Raw genomic sequence first — 15672 nt, 5'->3', positions numbered from 1 at the left:
TTCCGCAAGCAGGATCCCGAGCATGTCTGCCATGACCCCCCAGGAAATCGTGTCCGAACTGGACCGCTACATTGTTGGCCAGCAGCAGGCCAAGCGCGCCGTCGCCATTGCCATGCGCAACCGCTGGCGCCGCCAGCACGTGGACGAGAAGCTGCGTCCCGAAATCACGCCCAAGAACATCCTGATGATCGGCCCGACGGGTGTCGGCAAGACCGAGATCGCACGCCGGCTGGCACGCCTGGCCGATGCGCCTTTCATCAAGGTCGAGGCGACCAAGTTCACCGAAGTCGGCTACGTCGGCAAGGATGTCGATTCCATCATCCGCGACCTGGTCGAGGTGTCGGTCAAGCAGACGCGCGAACAGGCGGTGCAGCAGATGCGCAACCGCGCCCAGGACGCAGCCGAGGAGCGCATTCTGGATGCGCTGCTGCCGCAGGCGCGCCCGGTCGGCGACCAGCCGGCGCAACCCGCCGCCGACAACAGCACGCGCCAGCTGTTCCGCAAGAAGCTGCGCGAAGGCCAGCTGGACGACAAGGAAATCGAGATCGAGCTGGCCGAGGCTGCGGCACCGATGCAGATCATGGGTCCGTCTGGCATGGAAGAGATGACCGAGCAGCTGCGCGACATGTTCAGCCAGATGGGGCAGGGCCGCCGCAAGCTCAAGCGCGTCAAGGTCGCCGACGCGCTGCGCCAGCTGGTCGATGAAGAAGCCGGCAAGCTGGTGAACGAGGACGAGATCCGCAGCCAGGCGCTGGACAACGCCGAGCAGAACGGCATCGTGTTCCTGGACGAGATCGACAAGGTCGCTGGCAGTGCCGAGCGCAGTGGTGCCGATGTCTCGCGCCAGGGCGTGCAGCGCGACCTGCTGCCGCTGGTCGAGGGCACCACGGTCAGCACCAAGTACGGCATGATCAAGACCGATCACATCCTGTTCGTGGCCTCCGGTGCCTTCCACTTGAGCAAGCCGAGCGACCTGATCCCCGAGTTGCAGGGCCGTTTCCCGATCCGCGTCGAGCTGCAGAACCTGTCGGTGGAAGATTTCGAGGCGATCCTGAAGCAGACCCGCGCTTCGCTGGTCAAGCAGTACCAGGCGCTGCTGGCGACCGAGCAGGTCACGCTCGATTTCACCGACGAGGGCATTCGCCGTCTGGCGGTGATCGCGCATGACGTGAACGAGCGCACCGAAAACATCGGCGCGCGCCGCCTGGCAACGGTGATGGAACGCCTGCTGGACGAGGTCAGCTTTGATGCCAGCAACCGTGGCGGCCAGACCCTGGTGATCGATGCCGCCTATGTCGATCAGCGTCTGGGCGAGATCAGCCAGAACGAGGATTTGTCACGTTACATCCTGTAATGCCTGGAATTGTCTCAAGCCTTACATTGACTAGGTTCCGTAAGTGCTGGTAGTTGCAGGGATTTCCTTTCTGGAAATTCCCCGCTTGTTACCATAAGTTCTTGATTTCATTAAAAAATTCCGCCCACAGCAATTGTGGGCGGTGTCGTTTCCTGATACAGTGTTGAAAAGTGGGGAATAGTGGTGAGAAGTGTCATTCCACCTCCCTTTTCAGGCCGTTTTTCAGGAAATCACACCGTGTTGCTAGAGGGTGCCAGCACCATCGCCATCGACGCCAAGGGCAGGATCGCCATTCCTGCCCGGTATCGTGACGACCTTCAGCAGGTCTGCGAGAACAAGTTGCACATCACGCGCCATTTCCGTGAGGACTGCCTGTTGCTGTTTCCCGAGAATGAATGGCTGCAGTTCCGCGCCATGGTGGCGGCCTGGCCCAACTCGGCGGCCTGGCAAAAGCGCCGCATCCTGGGCAACGCCATGCCGGTCGAGCTCGACTCTGCCGGCCGTATCCTGTTGTCCCCTGACCTGCGCGAAGCCGCGCACATGGAGAAAGACGCCAAGTTCATCGGCAATGGCAGCCATTTCGAGATCTGGGATCTGGCGCTGTTCAAGGCCAAGGACGCAGAGGCTGACGAGCAGCCGCTGCCCGAGTTCTTGGACAACTTGTCGTTCTGAGGTGCGTTGTGCAGGCAGATTGGAAACACACCACAGTCATGCTGGGGGAGGCCGCCGAATTGCTGGTAGCCAACCCGTCCGGCCACTATGTCGATGGTACGTTTGGCCGCGGCGGGCACAGCCGCGCCATCCTGCAGTCGCTCAATGAGAGCGGCCGCCTGCTCGCCTTCGACAAGGATCCCGATGCGATCGCCGAAGCGCGCCTGATCGAGGACAGCCGTTTCGAGATCCGCCATGACAGCTTTGTTGCCATGGGCGAACTGCCGGCGCACAGTGTCGACGGCGTGCTGCTGGACCTGGGGGTGAGCTCCCCGCAAATCGACAACCCGGAGCGCGGTTTCTCGTTCCGCAATGATGGTCCGCTCGACATGCGGATGGATCCGACCCGTGGCGAAAGCGTGGCCGACTGGCTGGCAGATGCCGAAATCGACCAGATGACGGAGGTGATACGTGATTACGGCGAAGAACGGTTTGCTGCACAGATTGCAAAGGCGATTGCAGCTCGCCGACAGGAGCACGGGCCGCTCACGACCACCGCAGAGCTTGCCCAACTCGTGGCTGGCGCGGTCAAGACCCGCGAGCGTGGCCAGGATCCGGCAACGCGCACGTTTCAGGCTTTCCGGATTTTCATCAATGCTGAGCTCGAAGACCTGCAGCTGGCGCTGAATGCCGCCATGCGCATCCTGCGTCCGGGTGGTCGCCTGGTCGTCATCAGCTTTCACTCGCTGGAAGACCGCATCGTCAAGCAGTTCATGGCGCAGCATTCGCGCGAGGTGTTTGACCGCCGCATGCCGGCCGCCTTTGCCACCGCGCCCAAGCCGATGCCGCTGACCGATGTGCAGCGCCTGCGCCCGACGGCGCAAGAGGTGGAAGGCAACCCGCGTTCGCGCAGTGCCATCCTGCGCTGTGCCACCCGTACGGAGGCCTCGGCATGATCCGTACCCATCTGGCTCTGCTTGCTGCCGTGCTGGTCAGTGCCTTTTACCTGGTGCACCTGCAGTATGAATCGCGCACTGTCTATACCGACATGGACAAGGCACGCGCCGCCGCACGCAAGCTCGAGACCGAGCGTGACACGCTCGAGGTGCAGAAGCGCGCCCAGACCGCTGCCTTGCGCGTGCAGGGTATTGCACGTGGCCAGCTCGGCATGCGCGAGTCCAGTCCGGCCGTCACGCAATACGTGACGATCCGCAATGGCGTGGTCAGCCTGAGCACGCCGGTGGCCGACGTGAGCACCAACGCGCAGGGAGGCAGCCGATGAAACGCATTTTCGGCAGCCGCGATGACCGCATGGATCGCGCCCTGGAAAAAAGCCTGCGTGGGGCCACCAGCGTCAAGGCAGTACGCGAGCGCGCCATGGGTGCCAACCCGCTGCTCACCAGCCACACGCCGGCCTGGCGCAGCCGCCTGCTGGTCGCGCTGATGATGCTGGCCTTTGGCGTGATGATGGGCCGCGCCGCCTATGTGCAGATCATCGACAACGATTTCTTCCAGCGTCAGGGTCAGGTGCGCTTTGCCCGCACGCTGGAAATGCCGGCCAACCGCGGCCGCATCCTGGATCGCAACGGCTTGATCCTGGCCTCCAGCGTGCCGGCGCAAAGCATCTGGGCGATTCCCGAAGACATGGATCTGGACGCGGATCGCGACAAGCTGAAGCAGATGGCCAGGCTGCTCGACATGCCGTTGGCCGATGTGGAAAAGCGCCTCAACGGCAAGAACCGCACCTTCGTCTACCTGCGGCGCCAGATTGACGAGGATGTGGCCAAGAAGATCATGGATCTGGAGATCGAAGGCGTCTACCAGCGCAAGGAATACCGTCGCCAATACCCTGAGGGTGAGGCCGTGGCGCACATCGTCGGCTTCACCGACGTCGAGGACAAGGGCCAGGAGGGCATGGAGCGCACCTTCAACGCGCAGCTGGCTGGCGAGGCCGGTTCGCGTCGCGTGCTCAAGGACCGCCTGGGCCGCGTGATCGAAGGCGTGGGCGAGGAAGTACCGCCGATGGACGGCCAGGACATCCACCTGACGATCGACAGCAAGGTGCAGTACTTTGCCTGGCAGAAGCTGCGCGATGCCGTGACCGAAAGCGACGCCAAGGGTGGCAGCGTAGTCGTGCTGGACGTGCAGACCGGCGAGGTGTTGGCGCTGGCCAACTACCCGAGCTATGACCCGAACAATCGCCGCAACCTGACCGGCGAGCAGCTGCGCAACCGCGCCCTGACTGATATCTACGAGCCGGGCTCGACCATCAAGCCGGCCCTGGTGGCGCAGGCGCTGGAACTGGGTCGTGTCAACCCGCAGACCGCCATCCATGTCGGCAACGGCCGCATGAGCATGGGTGGCCACACCATCAGCGATACCCACAGCTACGGCACGCTGACGGTGCAGGGCGTGATCCAGAAGTCGAGCAACGTCGGCATGGTCAAGATCGCCGACCGCCTCAGCTCCGAGGAAATGTGGCAGAACTACACGGCGCTCGGCCTGGGCCAGAAGCCGGATCTGCCGTTCCCGGGCATTGCCGCCGGCCGCGTGCGCAACTACAAGTCCTGGCGTCCGGTCGAGAAGGCCACCATGAGCTATGGCTACGGCCTGTCGGCCAGCCTGTTCCAGGTGTCGCGCGTCTATTCCGTGTTTGCGCGGGATGGCGTGCTGATGCCGGTCAGCATGGTGCGCAAGGGTGCGGTGGACGAGAGCGGCAAGTTCCAGCCTTCCAATCCCGAGGAAGGCAAGCGCGTCTACAGCAGCAAGGTGGCCAAGGAAGTGATGCACATGCTGCAGATGGTGAGCCTGCCCGGCGGTACTGCCACGCGTTCGCAGACCGTGGGCTACTCGGTTGGTGGCAAGACCGGTACCGCGCGCAAGCAGGAAGGTCGTGGCTATGCCGACCGCAAGTACCGCGCCTCCTTTGTCGGCGTGTCGCCGATCGAGTCGCCGCGCATCGTGGTCGGCGTGATGATCGACGAGCCGCGTTCCAGCATTTACGGCGGTATCGTGGCCGCCCCGGTTTTCAGCGACGTGGTGCAGCAGACGCTGCGCATCCTGGGCGTACAGCCTGACATGACGGTGCAGCCCCAGGTGGTGGCGGCCGATGACGAGGCAGCCAAGGAGGTGACCCCATGAGCCAACACCTTTCCCTGCCGATCCTGACAACTGCTGCTGATGCCGCCGCCTGGCTGCGTCAGCATACGGCTATCTTGTGCACTGACAGCCGCAAGGTACAGGCCGGCAACGGCTTTGTCGCCTGGCCGGGTGCCGCGCACGATGCGCGTGCCCACGTGCTGGGTGCGCTGCAACAAGGCGCTGCGGCCTGCCTGGTCGAGGCCGAAGGTGTCGAGGCATTCGATTTCATGCAGCCGCAGCATCAGCCGCTGGTGCAGGACCGCGTCGCCTGCGTGCCGGGTCTGCGCCGCCTGACTGGCCAGATCGCCGACCTGTTCTACGGCGAGCCGTCGAGCCAGTTGCAGATCGTGGCGGCGACCGGCACCAATGGCAAGACCAGCACCTCCTGGTGGCTGGCGCAGGCGCTGGCACGCGTGCCGGAAGCCACGGCTGGCTGTGCCCTGGTGGGCACGCTGGGTGTCGGCCGTTTCGTGCAGAACCGCGCCGAACTGCACTACACCGGCATGACCACGCCGGACCCGGTGCTGCTGCAAGGCCTGCTGCACGACAGCGTAGGACAGGGCGTGCGCTACTGCGTCATGGAGGCCTCCTCCATCGGCGTGGCGGAACATCGCCTGGATGGCGTGCGTATCGCCGTGGCGCTGTTTACCAATTTCACCCAGGACCACCTGGACTACCACGGCACCATGGAAGCCTACTGGCAGGCCAAGCGTGCGCTGTTCGACTGGCCGGGCCTGCGCGCCGCCGTGATCAACCTGGACGATGCGTTTGGCGTCACGCTGGCGCAGGAGCTGGCCGATAGCGGCCTGGACCTGTGGACGGTGTCCTGCGAGGACGGCCGCACGGCGCGCCTGCGGGCATCGGATATCCGCTATGCCGATGACGGCCTGGTGTTCCAGCTGCACGAAGCCGGTGCACCGGCGCTGGAACTGCGTACCGCGCTGATCGGCCAGTACAACGTCTCCAACATGCTGGGCGTGATCGCCTCGATGCGCGCGCTCGGCATCAGTCTGCAGGCTGCCGTGGCCGCCTGCACCGGCCTGCTGCCGGTGCCGGGTCGCATGGAGTGCCTGCCGGCCGACGGTCAGCCGCTGGCGGTGGTCGATTACGCCCACACCCCCGATGCGCTGGAAAAGGCGCTGCAGGCGCTGCAGCCATTGGCGCAGCAACGCGGCGGCCGCCTCTGGTGCGTGTTCGGCTGCGGTGGCGATCGTGATCCGGTCAAGCGCCCGCTGATGGGACGTGCCGCCGAAGCCGCCTGCGACCAGCTGCTGGTCACCAGCGACAACCCGCGCAGCGAAGATCCGCAGCGCATCATCGGCCAGGTCGTGGCTGGCCTGCAGCAGCCGGCCCAGGCGCGCGTGGAACCGGATCGTGCCCGCGCGATTGCGCTGGCCCTGCAACAGGCCGCGCCGCAGGACGTGGTGCTGGTCGCCGGCAAGGGCCACGAGGATTATCAGGACATTCAGGGCGTGAAACTGCCCTTCAAGGATCAGGAACAGGTGCAGATGGCACAACAGCAACGCCTGCAGGCAGGCGTCACGGAAGGGGAGCAGGCATGAGCACGACTCCCATGATGAGCTTGCAACAGGCAGCCGGCTGGCTGCCGCAGTCGCGTCTGCAGGGCGATGGCAACACGCCGCTGCTGCGCGTGCATACCGATACCCGCACGCTGCAGGCCGGCGACCTGTTCGTGGCGTTGCAGGGCGAGCGTTTTGACGCCAACGATTTTCTGGCGCAGGCGCGTGATGCCGGTGCCGCCGCGGCGCTTTGCCATGCCGGCAAGCTCGATGGCCTGGGCTGGAATGGCCTCGAAGTGGCCGATACGCGCCTGGCGCTGGGCCAGCTGGCTGCCGGCTGGCGCAGCCAGTTCCAGCTACCGCTGATTGCCGTGACTGGCAGCAATGGCAAGACCACCGTGACCCAGATGCTGGCCAGCATCTTGCGTGCCGCGGCTGGCGACGCCGCGTTTTCCACCCAGGGCAACCTGAACAATGACATCGGTGTGCCGATGACGCTGCTGCGCCTGCGTGACAGCCATCGTCTGGCGGTGGTGGAACTGGGCATGAACCATCCCGGCGAGATTGCCGGCCTGGCGGCCATGGCCGCCCCCACCGTGGCGCTGGTCAACAACGCGCAGCGCGAGCACCAGGAATTCATGGGCACGGTCGAGGCCGTTGCGCGCGAGAACGGCTGCGTCATCAGCGCGCTGCCGGCCGATGGCATCGCCGTCTACCCGGCCGATGAGGAGTACACCCCGATCTGGCGCGAGCTGGCCGGCGAACGCCCCAGCCTGTGCTTTGGCGAAAGTGCCGCCTGTGGCGCCCAGGTATTTGCCACGGCCACGGCCTGGCAGGGCGATCACTGGCAGGTCGAAGCCGCCACGCCGCAAGGCGCGCTGGCGTTCCGCCTGCACGTGGCCGGTCGCCACAACATCCGCAACGCGCTGGCGGCCGTTGCCTGCGCCCAGGCTGCTGGCGTGTCGCTGGCGCAGATCGCCGAAGGCCTGAACGCCTTCGAGCCGGTCAAGGGCCGTTCGCGCGCGCTGCAGTTGCAATGGCAAGGCCGCGCGCTGACCGTGGTGGATGACAGCTACAACGCCAATCCCGATTCCGTGCGCGCAGCCATCGAGGTGTTGCGTGAGCTGCCGGCACCACGTGTGCTGGTGCTGGGCGACATGGGCGAAGTCGGCGACCAGGGCGAGGCCTTCCATATCGAGATCGGCCAGTTTGCGCAGCAGCAGGGCATCGAGCACCTGTTCACGCTGGGTGAGCTGGCGCGCCATGCGGCCGGCCAGCATGCCGGCGCGCAGCACTGCGGTGACAGTGCCCAGGACATGCCGGCGCTGTTGCAGGCCTTGCCGCCGGTGCTGGCGCAGGCCGGCAGTGTGCTGGTGAAGGGATCGCGCTTCATGCAGATGGAGCGTGTGGTCGAGCTGCTGATGCAGGAACAACAACAAGAAAAGGACACGACATGCTGCCAGCACTGACCCAGTGGCTTCTGGAACTGTATCCGGAGTACGGATTCCTGCGGGTGTTCCAGTACCTGACTTTCCGCGCCGTGATGGGTGCCATGACGGCCCTGATCATCGGCTTGCTGGCTGGCCCGTGGGTGATCCGCAAGCTGCGTGAACTGAAGATCGGCCAGCCGGTGCGCGGCTATGCCATGGAGACCCACCTGAGCAAGAGCGGTACGCCGACCATGGGCGGCGTGCTGGTGCTGCTGTCCATCACCCTGTCCACGCTGCTGTGGATGAACCTGTCCAACCGCTTCATCTGGATCGTGCTGGTGGTGATGATCGGCTTTGGCGCGATTGGCTGGGCCGATGACTGGCGCAAGGTCGTGCGCAAGGACCCGGAAGGCATGCCCTCGCGCGAGAAGTTCCTGTGGCAGACCATCATCGGCGTGCTGGCTGCGTTCTACCTGATGTTCAGCATTTCCGAGACCAGCAACTACCGCGTGCTGATGCTGGTCTATGACTGGATCAGCTCCGGCTTCTCCATCAGCCTGCCGTCGGCGGCCAGCCTGCTGGTGCCCTTCTTCAAGGAAATCAGCTATCCGCTGGGCGTGGTCGGCTTCCTGGTGCTGACCTTCATCGTGATTGTCGGCAGCAGCAATGCGGTCAACCTGACCGACGGCCTGGATGGCCTGGCGATCATGCCGGTGGTGATGGTCGGCTCGGCGCTGGGCGTGTTTGCCTACGTGACCGGCAGCAGCGTGTTTTCCAACTACCTGTACCTGCCGCATATTCCGGGCGCCGGCGAGCTGCTGGTGTTCTGCGCTGCCATGGCCGGTGCCGGCCTGGCCTTCCTCTGGTTCAACGCGCATCCGGCGCAGGTGTTCATGGGTGACGTCGGCGCGCTGGCGCTGGGCGGCGCGCTCGGCACCATCGCCGTGATCGTGCGTCAGGAAATCGTGCTCGCCATCATGGGCGGCATCTTCGTGGTGGAAGCGCTGTCGGTGATGCTGCAGGTGAGCTACTTCAAGTACACCAAGAAGCGTACCGGTACTGGCAAGCGCCTGTTCAAGATGGCGCCGCTGCACCACCACTTCGAGAAGAATGGCTGGCGCGAAACCCAGGTGGTGGTGCGCTTCTGGATCATCACCATGCTGCTGATCCTGATCGGCCTCACCACGCTGAAGCTGAGGTAAGCCATGACGATGTATTCCAGCCTTCACGGTCAACGCGTCCTGGTCCTGGGACTCGGCATTTCCGGCCTGTCCATGGCACGTTGGTGCGCGCGGCAGGGTGCCGACGTGGTCGTGGCCGACAGCCGTGAAGTCCCGCCGAATCTGGATCGCCTGCGTCAGGATGTGCCGCAGGCGCAGTTCGTCAGTGGCCCGCTGACCGAGGCGCTGCTGGAAAACGGCCAGATCCGCGCCGTCTTCATCAGCCCCGGCCTGTCGCCGCAGGCGGTGGCTGCCGTGGCCGAGCCGGCTCGTGCCATCGGCCTGTGGGTGGGTGGCGAGCTGGACCTGTTTGCCCATGCGCTGCGCCAGTTGCAGCAGGAACAGGCTTATGCACCGCAGGTGCTGGGCATTACCGGCACCAATGGCAAGACGACCGTCACCTCGCTGACCACGCAGCTGCTGGATCGCGCCGGCCTGCGCGTGGCCATGGCCGGCAATATCGGCCCGGCCTTGCTTGATACCCTGGCTGGTTTCATTGACAGCGGCGAACTGCCGGAAGCCTGGGTGCTGGAGTTGTCCAGCTTCCAGCTGAACGACTGCACCCGCTTTGAACCGACTGCGGCCACCATTCTCAATGTGTCGCAGGACCACCTGGACTGGCACGGCGGCATGGATGCCTACGTGCAGGCCAAGGCGCATGTGTTTGGCCAGCAGGGCACGGCGGTACTGAACCGTGACGACGCGCTGGTGATGGCGCTGCTGCCGCAGCTGGTGCCGGAACCGGTCAAGCCGGCCAAGGGCCAGCCGGCCGCCACGGCGCGCAACTGGACCAGCTTCGGCATGGACTTGCCGCAGCGCCCGGGCGATTTCGGCCTGGAAGACGTCAACGGCATGCTGTGGCTGGTGCGCGCTGCCGAAACAGAAGACAACGGCGGCAGCCGCCGTCGTGCGGCCGAGCCGGAACCGCTGCATATCCAGCGCCTGATGCCTGCCGATGCGCTGCGTATCCGTGGCCGCCACAACGCCAGCAACGCCCTGGCCGCACTGGCGCTGGCCGTGCAGACCGGTGCCGCGCTGGCACCGATGCTGTTCGGCCTGCGCGAATACCGTGGCGAGCCGCATCGGGTCGAGCCAGTCGGCATCGTTGATGGCGTCGAGTATTTTGATGACAGCAAGGGCACCAACGTTGGTGCCACGCTGGCCGCCCTGAATGGCCTGGGCCCGGATCGCCGTCTGCTGGTGATCCTGGGTGGCGATGGCAAGGGCCAGGATTTCAGTCCGCTGGCCGATCCGGTACAGCGCTACGCACGCAGCGTGCTGCTGATCGGCAAGGATGCCGGACAGATCGCTTCCGCACTGCAGCATACCGGTGTGCCGATGACGCACGCCAGCTCGCTGGAGCAGGCGGTCGAACTGGCTGCCGAACAGGCGCAGCAGGGCGATGCGGTGCTGCTGTCGCCGGCCTGCGCCAGCATGGACATGTTCAAGGATTACGCGCACCGCGCCCAGGTGTTCTGCCACAGTGTGGAGCAGCTGGCCGAGGCGCGCGGCATGTCACTGGAGGGTCGCGCATGAGTGCCGTTCTGCCCGGACAAGACAGCCGCAAGGGTTGGAAGGATCGTCTGCCCTGGGGTCGCCAGGCCGAGGACAGCGTGCCGGTGCGCATGCCCGGCTCGCGCGCCCGCGTGTCGCAGCAGCCGATCAACCTGCAGATCGTCGACCAGGCCCTGATCTGGGTCGTGGCGGCGCTGGTGCTGTGGGGCCTGGTGATGGTCTACTCGGCCTCGATCGCCATGTCCGACAACCCGCGCTTTGCCAACTACGCCGAATACCACTTCGTGCTGCGCCACTGCATCTCGATCGTGATCGGTACGGCCGTGGCCATCCTGGCGTTCCAGGTGCCGATCAGCACCTGGGAAAAGTGGGCACCCTGGTTGTTCCTTGGCGCGATTGCGTTGCTGATCGCGGTGCTGATCCCGGGTATCGGCAAGGGCGTGAATGGTGCGCGCCGCTGGATCTCGCTCGGCATCATGAACTTCCAGCCGTCCGAGCTGGCCAAGCTGGCCATGGCGATCTACGCCGCCGACTACATCCGCCGCAAGATGGACGTCCAGGAGCGCGAGCGCAACATGGGCGAGATCAAGCGCTTCGTGCACGCGGTGATGCCGATGGCGATTGCCGCAGGCGGCGTCGGCGTGCTGCTGATGCTGGAGCCCGACATGGGCGCCTTCATGGTGATCGCCGTGATCGCCATGGGCGTGCTGTTCCTGGGCGGCGTCAATGCCAGGATGTTCTTCCTGATCGCCGGCATCCTGGTCGGCATGTTCGGCCTGATCATCGCCTCCTCGCCCTGGCGTCGCGAGCGCGTGTTCGCCTATCTGGATCCGTTCAGCGAAGAGCATGCACTGGGCAAGGGCTACCAGCTGTCGCACGCGCTGATCGCGATCGGTCGTGGCGAGTTCAGTGGTGTCGGCTTGGGAGGCAGCGTCGAGAAGCTGCACTGGCTGCCCGAGGCGCATACCGACTTCCTGCTGGCCGTGATCGGCGAGGAGTTCGGCTTTGTCGGTCTGGTGATCCTGATCGTGCTGTTCTTCTGGCTGACGCGCCGCATCATCCGCATCGGCCGCCAGGCGATCGTGATGGACCGCGTGTTTGCGGGCCTGCTGGCGCAGGGCGTGGCGATCTGGATCGGCTTCCAGGCGCTGATCAATATCGGCGTGAACCTGGGCGCGCTGCCAACCAAGGGCCTGACGCTGCCGCTGATGAGTTATGGCGGATCGGCAATCCTGATGAACCTGATTGCGCTGGCCGTGGTGCTGCGCATTGATTACGAAAACCGCATGCTGATGAAAGGGGGCAGCCTGTGAAAGAGCAGGGACGCAAGACCGCGCTGGTGATGGCCGGCGGCACCGGCGGACACATCTTCCCGGGCCTGGCCGTGGCGGAGGCGTTGCGCGCGCGCGGCTGGAATGTGCACTGGCTGGGCAAGCCGGACAGCATGGAAAGCGACAAGGTGCCTGCACGCGGCTTTGCCTTCGAACCGGTGGAGTTTGGCGGCGTGCGCGGCAAGGGCCTGGGCACGCTGCTGCGCCTGCCGTTCAATCTGGCACGGGCGATTCGCGCCAGCCGTGCAGTGATCGACCGTGTGCAGCCCGATGTCGTGATCGGCATGGGTGGCTACATCACGGCACCGGCCGGCATTGCCGCCGCGCTGAACGCCAAGCCCCTGATCCTGCACGAGCAGAACTCGGTGCCAGGCATGGCCAACAAGCTGCTGTCGCGCTTTGCGCGCCGCGTGTTCACGGCTTTCCCCAATGTGTTCGAGCAGACCAGCGGCAAGCCCGATGCGCGCAACGGCAAGGTGCAGTGGATCGGCAACCCGTTGCGCGAGCCTTTTCTGGCGCAGGCCGAGCCGGCCCAGCGCTTTGCCGGCCGCAGCGGTCCGCTGAAACTGCTGGTGGTGGGCGGCAGCCTGGGTGCCAAGGCCCTCAACGACACGGTGCCGCAGGCACTGGCGCTGATCGATCCGGCCGAGCGCCCGCTGGTGGCGCACCAGAGTGGCGAAAAGCAGCTGCAGGCGCTGCAGGCGGCGTACGCCGAGGCCGATGTCGATGCCGCACTGCTGCCGTTTATCGATGACACGGCGCAGGCCTTTGGCGAAGCCGACATCATCGTCTGCCGCTCCGGTGCCAGCACCGTGACCGAGCTGGCGGCTGTTGGCGCGCCGGCCCTGTTCGTGCCGTTCCCGTTCGCGGTCGATGACCACCAGACCACCAACGCCCGTTTCCTGGTGGACCAGGGCGGTGGCTGGCTGATGCAGCAGAGCGAGCTGACGCCGGAAAAACTGGCAGATTTCCTGCGCGGCCTGACGCGCGAAGAGCTGCTGGACAAGGCGCAGCACGCCAAGAAGATGGAAAAACGCATGGCCACGGGCGCAATCGTGGCCGCCTGTGAGGAGTTCGCTGCATGAAGCACGCTGTAGACAGCATCCATTTCGTCGGAGTCGGTGGCTCCGGCATGAGCGGCATCGCCGAAGTCCTGGCCAACCTGGGTTACCGCGTGTCCGGCTCCGACCTGGCCGACAACGCGACCACGCGCCGCCTGGCCAGTCTGGGCATCCGTACCTTTGTCGGCCATGCTGCCGGCAACATCCAGGGCGCCGACGTGGTGGTGACCTCCACCGCGGTCAAGGCCGACAACCCGGAAGTCATCGCCGCACGCGAGAAGCGCATCCCGGTGGTGCCGCGCGCCATGATGCTGGCCGAGCTGATGCGCCTGCGCAAGGGCATCGCCATTGCCGGCACGCACGGCAAGACCACGACCACCAGCCTGGTCGCCAGCGTGCTGCACGAGGCCGGTCTGGATCCGACTTTCGTCATTGGTGGCCGCCTGAACAGCGCCGGTGCCAACGCGCGCCTGGGCCGCGGCGAGTACATCGTCGCCGAAGCGGATGAATCCGATGCCTCCTTCCTGAATCTGTCGCCGATCATGGCGGTCGTCACCAATATCGATGCCGACCACATGGAAACCTACGGCCACGACTTCAACAACCTGAAGCGCGCCTTTGTCGATTTCCTGCATCGCATGCCGTTCTACGGCCGTGCCATGCTGTGCGTGGACAGCCCGGCCGCGCGTGACATCCTGGAGCAGGTCGGCTGCCCGGTCACCACCTATGGCATGTCCGAAGAAGCCCAGGTACGCGCCGTCAACGTGCGTGCCGACCACGGCCAGATGCGCTTTACCGTGCAGCGTCGCGATGACGACGGTGCATCCTACGGTCCGGATCTGGAAATCTGCCTGAACCTGCCCGGCGAGCACAACGTGCAGAACGCGCTGTCGGCGGTGGGCGTGGCGATGGCACTGAATATCCCCGATGCGGCGCTGCTGAAGGCGCTGGAAGAGTTCAAGGGCGTGGGTCGCCGCTTCCAGCGCTACGGCGAGGTGCCGGCGCAAGGCGGTGGCAGCTTCACGCTGATCGACGACTACGGCCACCACCCGGTGGAAATGGCGGCCACGCTGGCAGCCGCCCGTGGCGCCTTCCCGGACAAGCGCCTGATCCTGGCGTTCCAGCCGCACCGTTTCAGCCGCACGCGTGACTGTTTCGAGGACTTCGTCAAGGTGCTGGGCCGCTCCGACCTGGTGCTGCTGTCCGAGGTCTATGCCGCCGGCGAAGAGCCGATCGTGGCTGCCGATGGCCGTGCCCTGATGCGTGCGCTGCGCGTGGCCGACCAGGTCGAGCCGATGTTTGTCGAGAACATCCAGGACATGCCCGACACCATCCTGCGCACGGCGCGTGATGGCGATGTGGTGCTGTGCATGGGCGCCGGTTCCATCGGTGCCGTGCCGGCCAAGGTAGTGGCGCTGGCCAAGGACAAGGAGCAGGCATGAGCTTCGTGATTCCGACCGATGTGAAAGCGCTGGGCAAGGTTGCCGTGCTGATGGGTGGCCGCTCGGCCGAGCGCGAGATTTCGCTGCGCTCCGGCAATGGCGTGCTGCGGGCACTGCGCAGCCAGGGCGTGGACGCGCATCCGTTTGATCCGGCCGAGCGCGAGCTGGCCGAGCTCAAGCGTGAAGGTTTTGACCGCTGTTTCGTGGCGCTGCATGGCCGCTACGGCGAAGACGGCACGGTGCAGGGCGCGCTCGAGCTGCTCGGCATTCCCTATACCGGCTCCGGCGTGATGGCTTCCAGCGTAGGCATGGACAAGGTCATGACCAAGCGCATCTGGCTGCACGAGAACCTGCCGACGCCGCGCTACCTGCAGCGCCCGGCACGCGCGTTGCGTGATCCGGCCGCACAACAGGCGCTGGCCGAACAGGCCGTGGCCGAACTCGGCCTGCCGATGATCGTCAAGGCACCGCATGAGGGCTCCTCGATCGGTGTCTACAAGGTGCATGACCTGGCCGAGACGCTGGAAGCGATCCGCCAGGTGGCAGCCATCGACAATGCCGTGCTGTGCGAGAACCTGATCGTGGGCGAGGAACTGACCTGCCCGATCCTCGGTACTGGCGACCAGGCGCGTGCGCTGCCGATGGTGCGCATCGTGGCACCGGGCGGCGACTACAACTACGAACAGAAGTACTTCACCGACGAGGTGCAGTACCAGTGCCCGAGCGGTCTGCCGGCCGAGCTGGAAGCGCTGATCCAGAAGGAGGCGCTGGAAGCCTATCTGGCGCTGGGTTGCCGCGGCTGGGGCCGTGTCGACGTGATGCTGCGCGCCGAAGACCAGCAGCCTTTCCTGCTCGAGATCAACACCTCGCCTGGCATGACCGACCACTCGCTGGTGCCGATGTCGGCACGCGTGTCCGGCATTGACTATCCGCAGCTCTGCCTGTTGCTGCTGGCCTGGGCCAGCCTCGACAACCAGCCGGCGGCTGGCGCCTGAAAGGACGATAGC

At 65.4% G+C, this 15672-nt stretch carries 13 protein-coding genes; all 13 read left to right on the top strand.

The genetic code is table 11. From position 1 onward, the window contains the following. Positions 1 to 22: 22 nt before the first annotated feature. A complete protein-coding gene (gene hslU, locus V1261_RS01555; protein ID WP_329769663.1) occupies positions 23 to 1354 on the top strand; it encodes an ATP-dependent protease ATPase subunit HslU in 1332 nt (443 codons plus the stop codon). Between the two features lie 237 nt (positions 1355 to 1591). Continuing rightward, entirely contained in the window at positions 1592 to 2026 is a 435-nt protein-coding gene (locus tag V1261_RS01550; RefSeq protein WP_405197996.1) for a division/cell wall cluster transcriptional repressor MraZ, read from the top strand. A gap of 8 nt (positions 2027 to 2034) precedes the next feature. Beyond that, a complete protein-coding gene (gene rsmH, locus V1261_RS01545; protein WP_329769661.1) occupies positions 2035 to 2961 on the top strand; it encodes a 16S rRNA (cytosine(1402)-N(4))-methyltransferase RsmH in 927 nt (308 codons plus the stop codon). Then, on the top strand, positions 2958 to 3287 hold the full coding sequence (gene ftsL, locus V1261_RS01540) for a cell division protein FtsL (protein ID WP_329769659.1): 330 nt from the start codon (positions 2958 to 2960) through the stop codon (positions 3285 to 3287). Before rsmH ends, ftsL begins: the two co-directional genes overlap by 4 nt. 95 nt (positions 3288 to 3382) lie before the next feature. Then, the gene (locus V1261_RS01535) at positions 3383 to 5146 is read left to right on the top strand and encodes a peptidoglycan D,D-transpeptidase FtsI family protein (RefSeq protein WP_329769817.1); all 1764 of its coding nucleotides are present in this window, start codon (positions 3383 to 3385) and stop codon (positions 5144 to 5146) included. Continuing rightward, the gene (locus V1261_RS01530; protein WP_329769658.1) at positions 5143 to 6708 is read left to right on the top strand and encodes a UDP-N-acetylmuramoyl-L-alanyl-D-glutamate--2,6-diaminopimelate ligase; all 1566 of its coding nucleotides are present in this window, start codon (positions 5143 to 5145) and stop codon (positions 6706 to 6708) included. Before V1261_RS01535 ends, V1261_RS01530 begins: the two co-directional genes overlap by 4 nt. An 11-nt stretch (positions 6709 to 6719) precedes the next feature. Beyond that, entirely contained in the window at positions 6720 to 8135 is a 1416-nt protein-coding gene (locus V1261_RS01525) for a UDP-N-acetylmuramoyl-tripeptide--D-alanyl-D-alanine ligase (RefSeq protein WP_329769816.1), read from the top strand. Next, positions 8120 to 9298, top strand: a complete 1179-nt coding sequence (gene mraY, locus V1261_RS01520) for a phospho-N-acetylmuramoyl-pentapeptide-transferase (protein ID WP_329769657.1) — start codon at positions 8120 to 8122, stop codon at positions 9296 to 9298. The genes V1261_RS01525 and mraY overlap by 16 nt, the downstream gene beginning before the upstream one ends. Before the next feature lie 3 nt (positions 9299 to 9301). Continuing rightward, positions 9302 to 10852 carry a UDP-N-acetylmuramoyl-L-alanine--D-glutamate ligase gene (murD, locus tag V1261_RS01515; protein WP_329769655.1) on the top strand — a complete coding sequence of 517 codons (1551 nt, stop codon included), beginning with the start codon at positions 9302 to 9304 and terminating at the stop codon, positions 10850 to 10852. Further along, positions 10849 to 12144 carry a putative lipid II flippase FtsW gene (gene ftsW / locus V1261_RS01510; protein ID WP_329769654.1) on the top strand — a complete coding sequence of 432 codons (1296 nt, stop codon included), beginning with the start codon at positions 10849 to 10851 and terminating at the stop codon, positions 12142 to 12144. Before murD ends, ftsW begins: the two co-directional genes overlap by 4 nt. Positions 12145 to 12173: 29 nt before the next feature. Then, entirely contained in the window at positions 12174 to 13247 is a 1074-nt protein-coding gene (murG, locus tag V1261_RS01505) for an undecaprenyldiphospho-muramoylpentapeptide beta-N-acetylglucosaminyltransferase (RefSeq protein WP_329769815.1), read from the top strand. Further along, positions 13244 to 14665 carry a UDP-N-acetylmuramate--L-alanine ligase gene (gene murC, locus V1261_RS01500; protein WP_329769652.1) on the top strand — a complete coding sequence of 474 codons (1422 nt, stop codon included), beginning with the start codon at positions 13244 to 13246 and terminating at the stop codon, positions 14663 to 14665. Before murG ends, murC begins: the two co-directional genes overlap by 4 nt. Continuing rightward, positions 14662 to 15660 (top strand): D-alanine--D-alanine ligase, encoded by a 999-nt coding sequence (locus V1261_RS01495; RefSeq protein ID WP_329769650.1) that lies wholly within the window; start codon positions 14662 to 14664, stop codon positions 15658 to 15660. The genes murC and V1261_RS01495 overlap by 4 nt, the downstream gene beginning before the upstream one ends. Positions 15661 to 15672: the final 12 nt, after the last annotated feature.

This window comes from Brachymonas sp. J145 (assembly GCF_036312245.1).
In the GTDB taxonomy this organism is placed as follows: Bacteria; Pseudomonadota; Gammaproteobacteria; order Burkholderiales; family Burkholderiaceae_C; genus Brachymonas; species Brachymonas wangyanguii.
Note: the sequence above shows the minus strand (reverse complement) of the source record. Positions and strands in the feature narration are given on the sequence as shown.